Here is a 16,649-nt window from a genome sequence, read left to right as displayed (position 1 = left end):
TGACTGAGTAGACCGTGTGGGAGCGAGCCTGCTCGCGATGGGGGCAACCCGGTTTATCGGGAGATGCCGTGTTTGCGCAGCTTTCTATACAGAGTATTGCGACTTACCCCCAACTGCTCGGCGGTATGAGTCATGTGCCAGCGTGTTTGCTCAAGCGCATTCAGCAGCGCCAGGCGCTCGGCATCATCCAGCGGACGATCTGAAGGCTCCTCTACCGCCGCTACCCATTCAGGTCTGGCCAGGCGAATCATCGCCGGCAAATCCTCCAGCACGATCCGCCCGCCGTCACACAATGCCACCAGTGTGCGCAACACATTGCGCAATTGCCGCACATTCCCGGGCCAATCGAAACTCAGCAACGCCTGTCGCGCAGGCCCATCGATCACCACCGTTTCGCCGACAGCCTCTTCGGCCAGCAAAAAATCCAGCAATGAGGATTTATCGCTGCGATCGCGCAATGCCGGCAAAGCAATTTCCAGCCCATTGAGCCGGTAATACAAATCCTCGCGGAAACTACCGTCCTGAACCCGCGCCAGCAAATCACGGTGTGTGGCGCTGATGACCCGCACGTTGACCGACTCGGGCTCGCCGCCAATCGGTACCACCTGGCGATCTTCCAGCACCCTCAACAAGCGGGTTTGCAGCGCCAATGGCATGTCGCCAATTTCATCCAGAAACAACGTGCCGCCGTCGGCCTGCTGCAACTTACCGCGCATGCCTTCCTTACGCGCACCGGTGAAACTGCCGCCGCGATAACCGAACAACTCACTTTCAATCAGGCTTTCAGGAATGGCTGCGCAGTTCAGGGCGACGAAGGCTTTTTCTGACCGCAGGCTGGCATGGTGCACGGCTTTGGCGAAAGCTTCTTTGCCCGAACCGGTCTCGCCGTTGATCAGCAGCGGCACGTCACGCTCGAAGACTCGCAACGATTTACGAAAATGCTCCTGCAACGCCACGTCACCGAGGCAGATACCCGGCAAACGCGAACGCTCGGCAATCGCCAGGGTTGGCGCCACCGGCACCGGAATGCTGCGCGGCTGGCCTCGCAGCATCGCAAACAGACTCCGCCCGTCACGGGTGCGCAATGGCCAACTGGCGCTCGCATGAACGCTGGCACGGCCGAGCAGCTCATCCAGCGTGCAGTCGAAAAATGCCTCCACAGGCTTGCCCAATAATCCGCCGCGCACGTGCCCCAGCAAATTCAGCGCGCTCTGATTGACCGCACTGACTCGCCCTTCCCCATCGAACGCCAGCAAACCTTCACTGAACAGCCCTACAGAATCGGCCTGCACGTGAAAACGCAGCAACCATTGATTGTCGAAATAACGCAGGAAATAGCAGCTTTCGATGGTCTTGGCACACAGGTTGACCAGCGCCATGGTGTGAAACTGGCTCTGGCGCGAAACATCGTGTCGCGCGGACGACACATCCAGTACGGCAAGCAATTCGCCGTGAGGGTCGAACACTGGGCTCGCCGAGCAGGTCAGGCCAGTGTGACGCCCACGAAAATGTTCGCCCTGATGAATGGTCAGCGCCTGTCGCTCCACCAGGCACGTGCCAATGCCGTTGGTACCCTCACAGGCTTCGCTCCAGTCAGCCCCTAGCCACAAGCCTGCGCGCTCAAAAATCTTTCGTTCGGCCGGTGCGGTAACGCAGTTGAGGATGACACCACGGGCATCCGTCAGCAGCACTGCATGGCCAGCGCCGGACAGTTGCTGGTGAAGGCTGGTCATTTCATTACCAGCGATGTGCAGCACTTGCTGCAACCGTTCGCGGCTTTCCAGGACACGGCCATGCTCAAGTACGGTCGGCGCCATCGTCAGGGCCGGATCGAGATGATAATCCTCAAGACAACGCAGCCAGGAACGAGCAATCGACGGGTCGCTGCCAGGCCCCTGCAGGTGAGATTTGCCCTGGGTGACGGTGAGCACTTGCCGGGCATGGCGACTGAGATGGTTGTCGTGCATTTCTTATTATTCTCCCCTGAGCCTGCGTCCCGGATTGAGGTGACGCTCAGCATCCTCCAGCACTCGATGCATTGCAATGCTGGCGAGACTGGCCGGTCACGGGTTGTGCCATAAACGGTACAAAGTGTCCTCCAGGGTGTACCGAAACCACCACAACCCGTGCCCGCTTGTCCGACAAAAACGGCGCAACACCCCGTATTACCGGGCCCGCAAGGCACTGGCCCAACCTTTGCTCTACGCTTATAGCAAGCGCACACGCGCGACTTCCTTATAAGTACAAAAGCCAAGGAGAACTTCACCATGCGTTACGCTCACCCCGGTACTGAAGGCGCTATCGTTTCGTTCAAGAGCCAATACGGTAACTACATCGGCGGCGAGTTCGTCGCGCCTGTCAAAGGTCAGTACTTCACCAATACTTCGCCAGTCAATGGCCAACCGATTGCCGAATTCCCGCGCTCTACAGCCGAAGACATCGACAAAGCGCTGGACGCCGCCCACGCGGCTGCCGACGCTTGGGGCGCTACTTCTGCTCAGGCCCGCTCGCTGGTGCTGCTGAAAATTGCCGACCGCATCGAGCAGAATCTGGAACTGCTGGCGATCACCGAATCCTGGGACAACGGCAAAGCCGTTCGCGAAACCCTCAACGCTGATATTCCGCTGGCCGCTGACCACTTCCGCTACTTCGCCGGTTGCATCCGCGCGCAAGAAGGCAGCGCCGCCGAAATCGATGGCAATACCGTCGCTTATCACATCCATGAACCACTGGGCGTGGTCGGACAGATCATCCCGTGGAACTTCCCGATCCTGATGGCCGCGTGGAAGCTTGCCCCGGCGCTGGCGGCGGGTAACTGCGTGGTGCTCAAGCCTGCCGAGCAAACGCCGCTCGGCATCACGGTGCTGATGGAACTGATCGGCGACCTGCTGCCGCCCGGCGTGCTCAACGTCGTGCAAGGTTTCGGCAAAGAGGCCGGCGAAGCGTTGGCCACCAGCAAACGCATTGCCAAAATCGCCTTCACCGGTTCGACTCCGGTCGGCTCGCACATCATGCACGCCGCCGCTGAAAACATTATTCCGTCCACCGTGGAGCTGGGTGGCAAGTCGCCAAACATCTTCTTCGCCGACATCATGCAAGCCGAAGAAACCTTCATCGAAAAAGCCGCCGAAGGCCTGGTGCTGGCGTTCTTCAACCAAGGCGAAGTGTGCACTTGCCCGTCCCGGGCACTGGTGCAGGAATCGATCTACGACGACTTCATGAAAGTAGTGATGAAAAAAGTCCTGTCGATCAAACGTGGCGACCCGCTGGACACCGACACCATGGTCGGCGCCCAGGCCTCCGAGCAGCAATTCGACAAAATTCTTTCGTACCTGGAAATTGCCAAGGGCGAAGGCGCCGAATTGCTGACTGGCGGCAAGGTGGAAAAACTCGAGGGCAACCTGGCGACCGGGTATTACATCCAGCCGACCTTGCTCAAGGGCACCAATAAAATGCGCGTGTTCCAGGAAGAAATCTTTGGCCCAGTGGTGAGCATCACCACCTTCAAGGACGAAGCCGAAGCCCTGGCCATCGCCAACGATACCGAGTTCGGCCTCGGCGCCGGCCTCTGGACCCGCGACATCAACCGCGCCTATCGCATGGGCCGCGCCATCAAGGCCGGTCGTGTCTGGACCAACTGCTATCACCTGTACCCGGCGCACGCCGCGTTCGGTGGTTACAAAAAGTCCGGCGTCGGCCGTGAAACCCACAAGATGATGCTCGATCACTACCAGCAGACCAAAAACCTGCTGGTGAGCTACGACATCAATCCACTGGGCTTCTTCTAAGAAACCGGGGCGATGCAGGTGTTTCTGTGTCGTCCCTTCCACCGCTTTCGCGAGCAAGCCCGCTCCCACATTGGATTTGTGACGAATTCACATAGGCGGGCCAACACAAGTCCAATGTGGAAGTGGGCCTGCCCGCGAAAGCGTACTCAGTAACACCCCAAAAAACCGCCCTGCCGCTCTGGCACGGGCTTTGCATGCCTGCTTCACCTGTAAAACGTCGTATCCGCAAGTCCAACAGATCAAACAATAAAAAAGACAGCGAGGACTTATGACTTCTACTACACAGCTCAAACCCACACTCGGCACCCTGCATTTATGGGGCATTGCCGTCGGCCTGGTGATTTCCGGCGAGTATTTCGGCTGGAGTTACGGCTGGGGCACTGCAGGTACGCTGGGTTTTCTCGTCACTGCGTTGATGGTGGCGACGATGTACACCTGTTTTATCTTCAGTTTTACCGAATTGACTACCGCAATTCCCCACGCTGGCGGGCCGTTTGCCTACAGCCGTCGGGCGTTCGGCGAAAAGGGCGGCCTGATCGCCGGCATCGCCACCCTGATCGAATTTGTGTTCGCGCCCCCGGCGATTGCCATGGCCATCGGCGCCTATCTAAACGTGCAATACCCCGAACTGGACCCAAAGCTTGCGGCAGTCGGTGCCTACTTCGTGTTCATGACCCTGAACATTCTAGGCGTCAGTATCGCGGCCACTTTTGAACTGGTCGTCACCGTGCTGGCAGTCGCCGAATTGCTGGTGTTCATGGGCGTGGTTGCGCCGGGCTTCAGCTTCAGTAATTTCGTACTCAACGGGTGGTCTGGCGCCAACGAATTCAGCATGGCGTCGATTCCCGGGATTTTTGCGGCGATCCCATTTGCCATCTGGTTTTTCCTGGCTATCGAGGGCGCGGCGATGGCTGCCGAAGAAGCCAAAGACCCGAAACGGACCATCCCTAAAGCCTATGTCAGCGGCATCCTGACCTTGGTGTTCCTGGCTATTGGCGTGATGGTAATGGCCGGCGGTGTCGGGGACTGGCGTCAATTGTCGAACATCAACGATCCATTGCCACAGGCAATGAAAGCCGTGGTTGGCAACAATTCCAGCTGGATGCACATGCTGGTCTGGATTGGCCTGTTCGGCCTGGTGGCAAGCTTTCACGGGATCATCCTGGGTTACTCGCGACAGTTCTTTGCGCTGGCGCGTGCCGGTTATCTACCGCGCTCGCTGGCCAAACTGTCGCGTTTTCAGACCCCGCACCGGGCGATTCTGGCAGGTGGCGTGATCGGCATTGCGGCGATTTACAGCGACGGCCTGGTTAACCTGCAAGGCATGACCCTGACCGCCGCGATGATCACCATGTCGGTATTCGGCGCCATCGTGATGTACATCATCAGCATGTTAAGCCTGTTCAAGTTGCGCAAAACCGAGCCAAACCTGGAACGCACCTTCCGCGCACCCGGTTATCCGATCGTGCCGGGCATTGCGCTGTTCCTGGCCGTGGTGTGCCTGGTGGCGATGGCGTGGTTCAACACCCTGATTGGCCTGGTTTTCCTGGGCTTCATGGCGGCAGGCTTCATTTACTTCCAACTGACCGCCAAACAACGCTCTGACGCACCAGTGGACGCTATGCTCACAGGTGTCTAAGTGCACTGGCGCCGGGCTGATTGCCCGGCGCCTGCCCTATTGAAGTGCACGTAGATCGCCCTGTGGGAACGGGCTTACTCGCGAAAGCGGTCTGACATGCCTCAATGAGGTCGACTGAGCCACCGCCTTCGCGAGCAAGCCTGCCTCCACAAGGGGTAAGTGGTGTTTTTTGAGTATCCACAGATTCAGGAGGACAGCGTCCCATGGCCACATTTGCCCATTCCGTCGGCGCCCAGACCTATCGTTTCGATAGCCTGAAGGATGTCATGGCGAAGGCCAGTCCAGCCCGCTCCGGGGACTTTCTGGCCGGTGTTGCCGCCCTCAACGACGGCGAACGTGTGGCCGCGCAAATGGCATTGGCAGACATCCCGCTGACACACTTCCTGCAGGAAGTACTGATTCCCTACGAAGCGGATGAAGTCACCCGATTGATCATCGACACCCATGACAAACAGGCCTTCGCAGTGGTCAGCCACCTCACGGTCGGAGGATTTCGCGACTGGCTGCTCAGTGACGCCGCCGATGAACAGAGCCTGCGCGCCCTCGCCCCTGGCCTGACGCCAGAAATGGTTGCGGCAGTGTCGAAGATCATGCGTGTGCAGGATCTGGTGCTGGTCGCGCAGAAAATCCGCGTAGTCACTCAGTTCCGCGGCACGATGGGTTTGCGCGGCAGGCTGTCCACACGCCTGCAACCGAACCATCCCACCGACGAACCGGCCGGCATCGCCGCGAGTATTCTCGACGGGCTGCTGTACGGTAATGGCGACGCGATGATTGGCATCAACCCGGCCACTGACAGCATTGCCTCAATCTGCGCCATGCTGGAAATGCTCGATGCCATCATTCAACGCTACGAGATTCCTACACAAGCCTGCGTGCTGACCCATGTGACCACCTCTATAGAAGCTGTAAATCGAGGTGTCCCGCTGGACCTGGTGTTTCAATCAATTGCCGGTACTGAAGCGGCCAACGCCAGTTTCGGCATCAACCTGAACCTGTTGCAGGAAGGCTATGACGCGGGTTTAAGCCTGAATCGCGGCACCTTGGGCCAGAACCTGATGTACTTCGAAACTGGCCAGGGCAGTGCGCTGTCAGCCAATGCTCATCACGGTATCGATCAACAAACCTGCGAAACCCGGGCCTACGCGGTGGCCCGCCACTTCAAACCGTTTTTAGTGAACACCGTCGTCGGATTCATCGGCCCGGAATACCTCTACAACGGCAAACAGATTATTCGTGCAGGCCTCGAAGACCATTTCTGCGGCAAGCTGCTGGGCGTGCCGATGGGTTGCGACATCTGTTACACCAACCACGCCGAAGCTGATCAGGACGACATGGACACCCTGCTGACGCTGCTGGGCGTGGCCGGGATCAACTTCATCATGGGCATTCCCGGCTCCGACGACATCATGCTCAACTACCAGACCACATCGTTTCACGACGCGCTCTACGCGCGGCAGACGCTGGGCCTGAAACCCGCGCCGGAGTTTGAACAGTGGCTGGCCAAAATGGGCATATTCACCCAGGCCGACGGCAAGGTTCACTTCGGCAACAGCCTGCCGCCAGCCTTCCGCCAAGCTTTGGCACAATTGGGATGAGTGTTGATATGGATAAACCACCTGCCGATCCGCAGAACCCATGGCTGGAACTGCGTCGCCTGACGCCGGCCCGTATTGCACTGGGCCGCACCGGCACCAGCCTGCCCACTGGCGCGCAGCTGGAGTTCCAGTTCGCCCACGCCCAGGCACGAGATGCCGTGCATTTACCGTTCGACCATGTCGGGCTCACCTCGCAACTGACCGAGCGCGGCAGTGAAAGCCTGGTACTGCACAGCGCCGCAATAGACCGCAACAGTTACCTGCAACGTCCCGATCTGGGGCGAAAGTTAAGTGATGAGTCGGCGAAAACATTGCGCGATTACGCCGTGGCGCATCCGGGCGGTGTCGACTTGGCGATTGTGGTTGCCGATGGTTTGTCGGCGCTGGCGGTTCATCGCCATACGCTGCCGTTTCTGTCGAGAATGGAGGAGCAGATTGCAGCTGAAGGCTGGTCTGTCTCACCCATTGTCCTGGTGGAACAAGGCCGAGTCGCCGTGGCCGACGAGATCGGTGAACTGCTGGGCGCAAAAATGGTGGTGATTCTGATCGGCGAGCGTCCGGGCCTCAGCTCGCCAGACAGCTTGGGCCTGTATTTTACCTACCAGCCCAAAGTCGGCCTGACAGATGCCTATCGCAACTGCATTTCCAATGTACGGCTTGAGGGCTTGAGCTACGGCATGGCGGCACACCGTTTGCTGTACCTGATGCGCGAAGCCTGTCGGCGGCAGTTGTCGGGCGTCAACCTGAAGGACGAAGCGCAGCTTCAGACGCTGGAGTCGGACACTGGCGCGAACATGAAAGGTAACTTCCTGCTCGGCCCGCCCGATGCCTGAACCGTTTCTGCATTGCGTTTGCGCCCCCGTTTCAGGCAGGATCGACGCACGGCTGCCCGGGTGAGAACCGTTTGCCGTCAGAGCACGTGAAGACAGCCACTTGAAGACGAGACCTACCATGCGGATTATCCAAGCGACCCTCGAACATCTGGATTTGCTGACGCCTTTGTTCGTCAAATATCGCGAGTTTTATGGCTCCTTGCCGTATCCGGACTCATCCAGAGCATTTCTCGAAAAACGTCTGCGCCGCAAGGAATCGGTTATCTATCTGGCGCTGGCTGATGATGACAGCCACAAATTGATGGGTTTCTGTCAGCTCTACCCCAGTTTTTCTTCGCTTTCGCTCAAACGTGTGTGGATCCTCAACGATATCTACGTTGCCGAAGACGCGCGCCGCCAATTGGTGGCAGACAATCTGATTCGTACTGCAAAGAAAATGGCCAAGGAAACCAATGCGGTTCGCATGCGGGTTTCCACCAGCAGCAACAATGAAGTCGCGCAGAAAACGTATGAATCCATCGGGTTCAAGGAAGACACCGAGTTCAAGAACTACGTGTTGCCGATCAGCGACGAACTCTGATCCACAGCGAATAAAAGTAGGAGCGAGCTCGCTCGCACCTACAAAAAACCCGCGCGCACCGCCCGTCTCTTGAGACATCCCCCGCTACAAACTCGACACGCTTTTCACCTTTCAATCCGTATAATGCCGACCTTTCCGGCTTGTAAGAAAAACTACACTCGTCTGTAGGCTTTCGTGAAGTCATCCGCACAGGCCTGCAGAGTCGGGCCATCACCATAGGTGCTCTCCATGGATTTCAACCCGCTCGACCTTATCCTGCATCTCGATGTTTACCTCGACTTGCTGGTAAATAACTACGGGCCATGGATCTACGCCATTCTGTTTCTAGTGATCTTCTGCGAAACCGGCCTGGTAGTGATGCCGTTCCTGCCTGGCGATTCGCTGCTGTTTATCGCAGGCGCTGTAGCCGCGGGCGGCGGCATGGACCCGGTGTTGCTCGGAGGCCTGCTGATGCTGGCTGCCATCCTCGGCGACAGCACCAATTACGTCATCGGCCGCACGGCCGGAGAACGATTGTTCAGCAACCCGAACTCGAAAATCTTCCGTCGCGACTACCTGCAGCAAACTCACGACTTCTACGATAAGCACGGCGGCAAAACCGTGACCTTGGCGCGTTTCCTGCCCATCATCCGCACGTTTGCACCGTTCGTCGCCGGCATTGCCAAGATGCCTTACCCACGATTCTTCGGTTTCAGCGTGTTTGGCACGATCCTGTGGGTCGGTGGCCTGGTGACACTCGGTTATTTCTTCGGCAATGTGCCGTTCATCAAGAAGAACCTGTCGTTGCTGGTGGTCGGCATCATTCTGCTGTCACTGGTGCCGATGATCATCGGCGTCGTGCGCAGCCGTTTCGGCGGTTCGAACTCCAAAGCCGAATCGCGCTGATCCGGCATGTGGTCGCTCAGCGCCTGGCGTCGCCGGCGTACCTTGGCCAAGCACCCGATTGCCGATGACGTGTGGCAACGGGTGCGCAAACACCTTAGTTTTCTGGACGGCATCAACGCCGCTGAAGATAAGTGGCTGCGCGAAGCCTGCGTGCTGTTCCTGCAAGAAAAACACCTGACTCCGTTACCGGGCATTGAACTCCATCAGGAGCAACGCCTGCTGCTTGCCGCTCAAGCGCAGTTGCCGCTGATGCACTTGGGCGACTTGAATTGGTATCAGGGTTTTCACGAAATCATTCTCTACCCCGATGACTTTCTCAGCCCGCAGCGCCACCGCGATGCCAGCGGCGTCGAACATGAGTGGAACGGTGAGCACAGTGGCGAAGCCTGGCAACAGGGGCCGGTCATTCTCGCCTGGCCGGGCGTTATGGCCAGTGGCGGCTGGGAAGGTTACAACCTGGTAATCCACGAACTCGCGCACAAACTCGACATGCTCAACGGCGACGCGAACGGCCTGCCACCGTTACATCCCGACATGCGCGTCAGCGACTGGGCCACGGTTATGCAGCAGGCCTACGATGATCTCGATCAGCAACTTGAGCGTGATCCAGACGCACAAACCGCCATAGATCCCTACGCGGCTGAAAACCCTGCGGAATTTTTCGCGGTCACCAGCGAGTATTTTTTCAGCGCCCCGGATTTGCTGCACCAGGCTTATCCGCAGGTCTATGAACAGTTGAAGCTGTTTTACCGTCAGGATCCGTGGCAAAGGCTCAAGCAACTTCAGGCCGAAGACCCGGTCTATCAGACACCCGACTAAGGTCGGGTACGTGGCATCGATGGCGGAATATGCCTATAATCGCGGCCACTTTTTGGTCAATCCGGCCAAGTGTTTTTGGTCAACTAACGGGGGCACCGCCCAATGAGCTACAGCAAGATTCCGGCTGGCAAAGACCTGCCGAACGACATCTACGTCGCTATCGAGATTCCGGCCAACCACGCGCCGATCAAATACGAAATCGACAAAGACAGCGATTGCCTGTTCGTTGACCGTTTCATGGCCACCCCGATGTTCTACCCGGCCAACTACGGTTACATCCCGAACACCCTGGCTGACGATGGCGACCCCCTCGACGTGCTGGTTGTGACGCCTTACCCGGTTGCGCCAGGCTCGGTCATCCGCGCCCGTCCGGTCGGCATCCTGAACATGACAGACGACGGCGGCGGCGATGCCAAAGTCATCGCAGTTCCACACGACAAGCTGTCCCAGCTGTACGTGGACGTGAAGGAATACACCGATCTGCCACCCCTGCTGATTCAGCAGATCGAGCACTTCTTCGCTAACTACAAAGACCTCGAAAAAGGCAAATGGGTGAAGATCGAAGGCTGGGCCGGTGCAGACGCCGCTCGCGACGCGATCACTAAGTCGGTTGCTGCCTACAAAGGCTAAGCAGCGACGGCAGCGTCCAGTTGCCATCGTCATCAAAACCCCGGTACTCCGGGGTTTTTCGTTTGTGGTCGTAGCGATCTTAAACAGCGCGTTTAATAACGACCGAGTTCGGTTTTTTCTTGTTTAATTTGCGCGTCAGACGTCTTACATCCGGACGTAAATTTCCCTCGCAATTTGAACGGTTTGTTTATTCAAACCCCCGCTCCACGCCCGTAGACTCGTGTTTATGAAAAAGAACACTAGCGGTCCACGGTTCAAATTACTCCTTAAAGCGGCGAACATTACGACCACGGGATTTGCCGAATATCTGGGCACCGTGCCGCAAAACGTCCACAACTGGTACACCCGTGGTGTGCCGGCCCACTACATGGAAGAAGTAGCCAGAAAGTTCTCGGTCAACAGCCAATGGCTCAAAACCTGTGAAGGACCACAGGACGCCAAGCATCTGCACTTGCTTGATCACGAAGGCAACACGTTTGATGCTCAGGCTTTGCGCGGCATATATACGGTCATCGAACCCGTCGACATCGAACTGCCCGTCTACAAAGAAACCGCCATCGCGCCCGGCTCTTATAAAACTCATGTCATCGAAGAACCAGGACACGTCGTGCGCTTACCCAAAAGCCACCTCGAGTCCCTGGAAATCGCCCATGCGGACGCCGTCTGCTTGCACATGATTGGCAACAGCATGGGCGAAAAAATTGAAGACGGTTCAATCCTCGCGATTGATCGCGGGCTAACGCAAATAATCGATGGCGAAATCTACGCGATCGAGCATGACGGAATGCTGCGAATCAAATACCTGCACCGAATGCCAGGAAACGCTCTACGGCTGCGCAGCTTCAACAGGGACGAGCACCCGGACGAATTTTTCAATGCCGAACAAATCGACCTCCAGAACATCAGAGTGCTGGGCTGGGTGTTCTGGTGGTCAACGCTCAACAAACGCAGGCCGTCTGTGCCTTTTCTCTAAAAAACAGGACATTGTGACCGCTGCCGACGGTTAAGTTCGACAGTTGCGGCACACCTTGTCATCACTCAACACCGCACACCAAGGCTGGGAATTCTTCAAAAAAATCAGTATGCTGCGCCCCACATTTGCGCATCGACCCCCTTCGCGGCTCAGATCGCACTGACAAGGCAGATGACTTTCTCGCCAAGTCCCACAGCCGGACGCAAGATCCGGGTGTAAGTTTTGAAGGCTGGCGCGGTTTACCAAAAATGAACCAAGCCAGTCCCCGAGAAGCCGGCCACAAGCCGGCTTTTTAATGTCTGGAATAAGCACACTCATCACGATGTGGCCCTTGATTGAAAAATGATTGCCGCGTGCTCAACCCTCCTGTGACATCGAATCATTTAACGCAAGAGAAGACAGCCTGACACTATTTTGCAAGTCGCCAAGGCAAATCCTGGCGGCTCTCGACATTGCGCCCCCTTCCCCGTCTCCGCTCGTTTGTGATTACTATAGCGCCCTCCCGCACACCATCGACCACGGTTCAGGCTGCCCGCTGCACCGAGGCGTAACTTGAGGTTTTGCATGAAGTTCACCACGATCTCAGTTGCCCGCAAGCTCAAGTTTTACCAGTTGGTGGTCTTCGATCAGGTGCTGCAAAGTGGTTCGCTGGTGCGAGCGGCACAAGCGCTCAACCTTACTCAGCCAGCAGTGACCAAGATCATTCATGAGCTGGAGTCATACTTCGATGCGCCGTTGCTGATCCGTGGGAATCGGGGCGTTACCGCCACCGAATTGGGTGAGTTAGTGGTGCGGCGCGCCAAGTCGTTGCTGGCCGAACTGCGCTCGCTGACCGACGAGGTCAACGCCTTTCAGGAGGGGACCTCCGGGCATGTGATGGTGGGCACACTGATCTCTGCATCGACGTCTTTGCTGCCCCGAGCCATGCAGTTACTCAAGCAACAGGCGCCTGGCGTATTGGTGTCGTTGCGGGTTGGGCAGATGGACCAATTGTTCCCGGCGCTGGCAGTGGGTGAAGTCGATCTGGTGGTGGGTCGCGTGCCTGACGATTGGCGCTGGCGCAACGAGTCACCGATGCTCGACGTCGAGGTGCTGTACGCCGAAGAGTTGAGTGTGGTGGCCGGGGCCAACCATCCATTGCACGAACAGTCGCCGGTCAGTCTTGCCGATTTGCATAAGTATCCGTGGGTGCTCCCGACCCGCGACTCTTTGCTGCGCCGAACCGCCGACAAGCTGTTTGCAGACGCGGACCTGGCCACACCGGGCAACGTGGTCGAGTCGCTGTCGATACTCACCAACATCACTCTGATGCAGGATCAGCAGACCGTGGCGCTAATGCCCTACGAAGCTTCTCAGCAGTTTGTCAGTGCCGGTTTACTGAAGGCTTTCGACTTGGGCGCGCCATTGCAGTTTGGCGATATCGGTTGTTTCTTCTCAAACACGCGAGCCTTGGGGCCGGCGGCACGGCTGTTTCGCGAGTGCTTGAATCAGGCCCGTTGCGAGTCTGACGAGCGCAAGCAAATCGTCCTTTGACGGCTTGATCCTGGTATTCCAGATCAGCATACAAAGGCGCGACCTTTTTATTATTCACTAATATCCACTCTCCCTACACTTCCTCCGACTACCCATGTTTTCCGGAGGTTGATGTGTCTGCACCCTTGCAGTTGCTGCGTAATTACATCTCGGGCGAATTCGTCGCCGGCGAACAGACCTTCCCCAATATTTCGCCCATCGACGGCCGTACGGTCAGCTGGGTCTGCGAAGCCGACCAAGCGTTGGTCGATCGCGCAGTGGCTGCGGCAAAAGCCGCGCAACACGGGCCTTGGGGCGAGTACAGCGCCAGCCAGCGGGCCACGGTTTTGCAGCGTATCGCCGACGCTATCGAACGCCGCTTCGAAGACTTTGTTGCCGCCGAAGTCGCTGACACCGGGCGCCCGGTGCAGCAAGCGCGCACTCTGGATATCGCTCGTGGGATTCATAATTTCCGCACCTTTGCTGAGCTGATCAATCAGGCCGGCAGCGAGTGCTTCGAAATGCGCGCCGCCAATGGCAACGACGTCTTCAGTTACTCGGTGCGCAAGCCTCACGGCGTGGTCGCGATCATCTCGCCGTGGAACCTGCCAATGCTGCTGATGACCTGGAAAGTCGCTCCGGCGCTCGCCTGTGGCAACTCGGTGGTGATCAAACCGTCAGAGGACTCACCGTCCACCGCCACCCTGCTCGCCGAAGTCATGCACGAAGTCGGCTTGCCCGCTGGCGTGTTCAACCTGGTGCACGGTTTCGGGCCTGGGTCGGCCGGTGAGTTTCTGACCCGAAATAAAGATGTCGATGCCATCACCTTCACCGGCGAGTCGCGCACAGGTGAAACCATCATGAAAGTGGCCGCTGAAGGCATACGTGATGTGTCGTTCGAGTTGGGCGGCAAGAACGCGGCCGTGGTATTTGCCGACTGTGATTTCGACGCCGCCGTGGCCGGCGTCCTGCGCTCCAGTTTCACCAACTCGGGCCAAGTCTGCCTGTGCTCGGAGCGCGTGTATGTCGAGCGACCGATCTTTGAGCGTTTTGTCTTGGCGATGAAGGCCGGCGCCGAAGCGCTGAAAATCGGCTACCCGGATGAAGACGGAGTGAACATGGGCTCGCTGATTTCCCACAAGCACCGCGACAAAGTCTTGAGTTACTTCGAACTGGCTCGCAGTGAAGGTGCGACCTTAGTCACTGGCGGTGGCGTGCCGCACTTTGGTGACGAACGCGATAACGGCGCCTACGTGCAACCGACCATCTGGACCGGCCTTGGCGACGATGCGCGTTGCGTGCGCGAAGAAGTATTTGGCCCCGTGTGCCACATCGCTCCATTCGACAGCGAAGACGAGGTCGTCCAGCGCGTCAATGACTCGGCTTACGGCCTGGCCACTGCCCTGTGGACGCGCGACTTGAAACGCGCACACAAGGTTTCGCGGCGTTTCGAGGTCGGCATGGTCTGGGTCAACACCTGGTTTCTGCGCGACCTGCGCACCCCATTTGGCGGCACTCGCCTGTCAGGACTGGGTCGTGAAGGCGGCCGTCATTCCCTGGATTTCTACTCGCAAATCACCACCATCTGCGTCAACCCTTGAGCCTCGGAGTCTCGTCCATGCATGCAGCTCTCATTGAAGCCGCCAGTCGGTTGCGTCAAGCCGAACGCAGCGGGCAACCGTGCCTACCCGTCCGTGAACTGATCGCCAGCGCTCTCGCAGCCGATCCTTCTGCAGACCCGGTTGCCCTCGCCTACGCGGTACAGCAGTACAACAATCGAGCCCATATCGAAGCTGGCCAGCGTCCTGTCGGGCACAAAATAGGCCTGACCTCGCGAGCCGTCCAACAGCAGCTCGGCGTCGATCAGCCGGACTTCGGCCAACTGTTTGCCAACATGAGCCGCGGCGACGACCAGCCGATTGCCTGGCGCGACACCCAACAACCTAAAGTCGAGGCAGAGATTGCCTTGGTGCTTGAGCGCGACCTGTGCCACGAACGCCACACGGTCGCGGACCTTATACGCGCCACGGCATTCGCGCTGCCGGCTATCGAAGTGGTCGGCAGCCGTATCGCCCAGTGGGACATCAAACTGGTGGACACCATCGCCGACAATGCGTCGTCGGGCTTGTTCGTATTGGGTAGCCGCCCGGTGCAATTGTCGCAATTGGACCTGGTGCGCTGTGGCATGAGCATGACCCTTGGTGGTGAACCCGTGTCCGTGGGCGCAGGAGCCGCGTGCTTGGGCAACCCGTTGAACGCGGCAGTGTGGCTGGCCGATACCCTGGCGCGCCTCGGTACGCCATTGCGTGCCGGCGACATTCTGTTGACCGGAGCCCTCGGGCCGATGGTCGCGGCGCAACCAGGTAACGTGTTTACCGCCCACATTCAGGGCTTGGGCAGCGTCACCGCCGCCTTCGACCTGCAACCGTGAGCGGAGAATCGAACATGAGCCAAAAACTGAACATCGCCATTATTGGCTCGGGCAACATCGGCACCGACCTGATGATCAAGGTGTTACGCAACGCCCGGCATCTTCAGATGTCGGTGATGGTCGGCATCGACGAGCACTCCGATGGCTTGGCGCGCGCCCAACGCATGGGTGTGGCGACCACTCACACTGGAGTCCGAGGGTTGATCGAAATGGATCAATTCAGCGACATCGATTTCGTGTTCGACGCCACCTCGGCCAGCGCACACGTACACAACGCGGCTCTGTTGCGCGAAGCCAAACCCGGCATTCGCCTGATCGACCTGACCCCGGCGGCCATTGGTCCGTACTGTGTGCCAGTGGTGAACCTGGAGCAAAATCTGCATCAACTCAACGTCAACATGGTCACCTGCGGCGGACAGGCAACCATACCGATGGTGGCCGCCGTGTCTCGCGTTGCCCAGGTGCATTACGCCGAGATCATCGCCTCGATTGCCAGCAAATCAGCGGGCCCCGGTACCCGCGCCAACATTGATGAATTTACCGAAACCACGTCCCGCGCCATTGAAGTAATCGGCGGCGCAGCCAAGGGCAAGGCGATCATTGTGATGAACCCGGCCGAGCCGCCGCTCATCATGCGCGACACGGTTTATGTGCTGTCCGAGGCTGTCGATCAGGCCAGGGTCGAGGCCTCAATCGAAGAAATGGTGCAGGCGGTGCAGGCTTACGTGCCGGGTTATCGCCTTAAGCAAAAAGTGCAATTCGACGTTATCGACGCCGATGCTCCATTGCTGATTCCCGGTCACGGGCGTTTCAGCGGACTGAAGACTTCGGTGTTCCTCGAAGTTGAAGGCGCTGCACATTATTTGCCTGCATATGCCGGCAACCTCGACATCATGACCTCCGCTGCCTTGGCCACCGCCGAGCGTATGGCGCAGTCGATGCTTAACGCCTGAGGAGATTT

At 58.2% G+C, this 16,649-nt stretch carries 14 protein-coding genes; 13 read left to right on the top strand and 1 reads right to left on the bottom strand.

Going from position 1 to position 16,649, the window contains the following annotated elements; all coding sequences use genetic code 11:
* Positions 1 to 53: 53 nt before the first annotated feature.
* Positions 54 to 1,967: a sigma 54-interacting transcriptional regulator gene (locus tag ACQR3R_RS26230; RefSeq protein WP_428276850.1), complete on the bottom strand. Its 1,914-nt coding sequence runs from the start codon at positions 1,965 to 1,967 to the stop codon at positions 54 to 56.
* A gap of 300 nt (positions 1,968 to 2,267) precedes the next feature.
* On the opposite strand from ACQR3R_RS26230, the gene exaC reads away from it, so the two are divergent.
* The 13 genes from exaC to ACQR3R_RS26165 all read left to right on the top strand — a co-directional run bounded on the left by exaC (position 2,268) and on the right by ACQR3R_RS26165 (position 16,641).
* On the top strand, positions 2,268 to 3,788 hold the full coding sequence (gene exaC / locus ACQR3R_RS26225) for an acetaldehyde dehydrogenase ExaC (protein ID WP_428276848.1): 1,521 nt from the start codon (positions 2,268 to 2,270) through the stop codon (positions 3,786 to 3,788).
* A gap of 268 nt (positions 3,789 to 4,056) precedes the next feature.
* Positions 4,057 to 5,427 (top strand): ethanolamine permease, encoded by a 1,371-nt coding sequence (gene eat, locus ACQR3R_RS26220; RefSeq protein WP_428276846.1) that lies wholly within the window; start codon positions 4,057 to 4,059, stop codon positions 5,425 to 5,427.
* Between the two features lie 203 nt (positions 5,428 to 5,630).
* Positions 5,631 to 7,025, top strand: coding sequence for an ethanolamine ammonia-lyase subunit EutB (locus ACQR3R_RS26215; protein ID WP_428276845.1), 1,395 nt, complete (start codon positions 5,631 to 5,633; stop codon positions 7,023 to 7,025).
* An 8-nt stretch (positions 7,026 to 7,033) separates the two neighbouring features.
* A complete protein-coding gene (eutC, locus tag ACQR3R_RS26210) occupies positions 7,034 to 7,858 on the top strand; it encodes an ethanolamine ammonia-lyase subunit EutC (protein ID WP_428276843.1) in 825 nt (274 codons plus the stop codon).
* Positions 7,859 to 7,976: 118 nt separating this feature from the next.
* Positions 7,977 to 8,438, top strand: coding sequence for a GNAT family N-acetyltransferase (locus ACQR3R_RS26205; protein ID WP_428276841.1), 462 nt, complete (start codon positions 7,977 to 7,979; stop codon positions 8,436 to 8,438).
* Between the two features lie 228 nt (positions 8,439 to 8,666).
* Positions 8,667 to 9,323, top strand: coding sequence for a DedA family protein (locus ACQR3R_RS26200; protein WP_428276839.1), 657 nt, complete (start codon positions 8,667 to 8,669; stop codon positions 9,321 to 9,323).
* 6 nt (positions 9,324 to 9,329) lie between these two features.
* Positions 9,330 to 10,142 carry a zinc-dependent peptidase gene (locus ACQR3R_RS26195; RefSeq protein WP_428276837.1) on the top strand — a complete coding sequence of 271 codons (813 nt, stop codon included), beginning with the start codon at positions 9,330 to 9,332 and terminating at the stop codon, positions 10,140 to 10,142.
* A gap of 102 nt (positions 10,143 to 10,244) precedes the next feature.
* Positions 10,245 to 10,772 (top strand): inorganic diphosphatase, encoded by a 528-nt coding sequence (gene ppa, locus ACQR3R_RS26190; protein WP_008052339.1) that lies wholly within the window; start codon positions 10,245 to 10,247, stop codon positions 10,770 to 10,772.
* Between the two features lie 226 nt (positions 10,773 to 10,998).
* Positions 10,999 to 11,745, top strand: coding sequence for a S24 family peptidase (locus ACQR3R_RS26185; protein WP_428277227.1), 747 nt, complete (start codon positions 10,999 to 11,001; stop codon positions 11,743 to 11,745).
* Positions 11,746 to 12,309: 564 nt separating this feature from the next.
* Positions 12,310 to 13,278, top strand: a complete 969-nt coding sequence (locus tag ACQR3R_RS26180) for a LysR substrate-binding domain-containing protein (protein WP_428276835.1) — start codon at positions 12,310 to 12,312, stop codon at positions 13,276 to 13,278.
* Between the two features lie 113 nt (positions 13,279 to 13,391).
* The gene (locus tag ACQR3R_RS26175) at positions 13,392 to 14,858 is read left to right on the top strand and encodes a 2-hydroxymuconic semialdehyde dehydrogenase (protein ID WP_428276833.1); all 1,467 of its coding nucleotides are present in this window, start codon (positions 13,392 to 13,394) and stop codon (positions 14,856 to 14,858) included.
* Positions 14,859 to 14,875: 17 nt separating this feature from the next.
* Entirely contained in the window at positions 14,876 to 15,688 is an 813-nt protein-coding gene (locus ACQR3R_RS26170; RefSeq protein WP_428276831.1) for a fumarylacetoacetate hydrolase family protein, read from the top strand.
* Positions 15,689 to 15,702: 14 nt separating this feature from the next.
* A complete protein-coding gene (locus ACQR3R_RS26165) occupies positions 15,703 to 16,641 on the top strand; it encodes an acetaldehyde dehydrogenase (acetylating) (RefSeq protein WP_428276829.1) in 939 nt (312 codons plus the stop codon).
* Positions 16,642 to 16,649 lie beyond the last annotated feature (8 nt).

Origin of the sequence: Gordonia sp. IEGM753 (assembly GCF_050321825.1) — a bacterium.
In the GTDB taxonomy this organism is placed as follows: domain Bacteria; phylum Pseudomonadota; class Gammaproteobacteria; order Pseudomonadales; family Pseudomonadaceae; genus Aquipseudomonas.
Note: the sequence above shows the minus strand (reverse complement) of the source record. Positions and strands in the feature narration are given on the sequence as shown.

Coding starts and splice junctions, on each gene's coding strand:
- eutC (WP_428276843.1), top strand. CDS start 7,034: ATGGATAAACCACCTGCCGATCCGCAGAACCCATGGCTGGAACTGCGT.
- ACQR3R_RS26180 (WP_428276835.1), top strand. CDS start 12,310: ATGAAGTTCACCACGATCTCAGTTGCCCGCAAGCTCAAGTTTTACCAG.
- ACQR3R_RS26200 (WP_428276839.1), top strand. CDS start 8,667: ATGGATTTCAACCCGCTCGACCTTATCCTGCATCTCGATGTTTACCTC.
- ACQR3R_RS26230 (WP_428276850.1), bottom strand. CDS start 1,967: ATGCACGACAACCATCTCAGTCGCCATGCCCGGCAAGTGCTCACCGTC.
- ACQR3R_RS26165 (WP_428276829.1), top strand. CDS start 15,703: ATGAGCCAAAAACTGAACATCGCCATTATTGGCTCGGGCAACATCGGC.
- ACQR3R_RS26170 (WP_428276831.1), top strand. CDS start 14,876: ATGCATGCAGCTCTCATTGAAGCCGCCAGTCGGTTGCGTCAAGCCGAA.
- ACQR3R_RS26185 (WP_428277227.1), top strand. CDS start 10,999: ATGAAAAAGAACACTAGCGGTCCACGGTTCAAATTACTCCTTAAAGCG.
- ACQR3R_RS26215 (WP_428276845.1), top strand. CDS start 5,631: ATGGCCACATTTGCCCATTCCGTCGGCGCCCAGACCTATCGTTTCGAT.
- eat (WP_428276846.1), top strand. CDS start 4,057: ATGACTTCTACTACACAGCTCAAACCCACACTCGGCACCCTGCATTTA.
- ACQR3R_RS26205 (WP_428276841.1), top strand. CDS start 7,977: ATGCGGATTATCCAAGCGACCCTCGAACATCTGGATTTGCTGACGCCT.
- ACQR3R_RS26195 (WP_428276837.1), top strand. CDS start 9,330: ATGTGGTCGCTCAGCGCCTGGCGTCGCCGGCGTACCTTGGCCAAGCAC.
- ppa (WP_008052339.1), top strand. CDS start 10,245: ATGAGCTACAGCAAGATTCCGGCTGGCAAAGACCTGCCGAACGACATC.
- exaC (WP_428276848.1), top strand. CDS start 2,268: ATGCGTTACGCTCACCCCGGTACTGAAGGCGCTATCGTTTCGTTCAAG.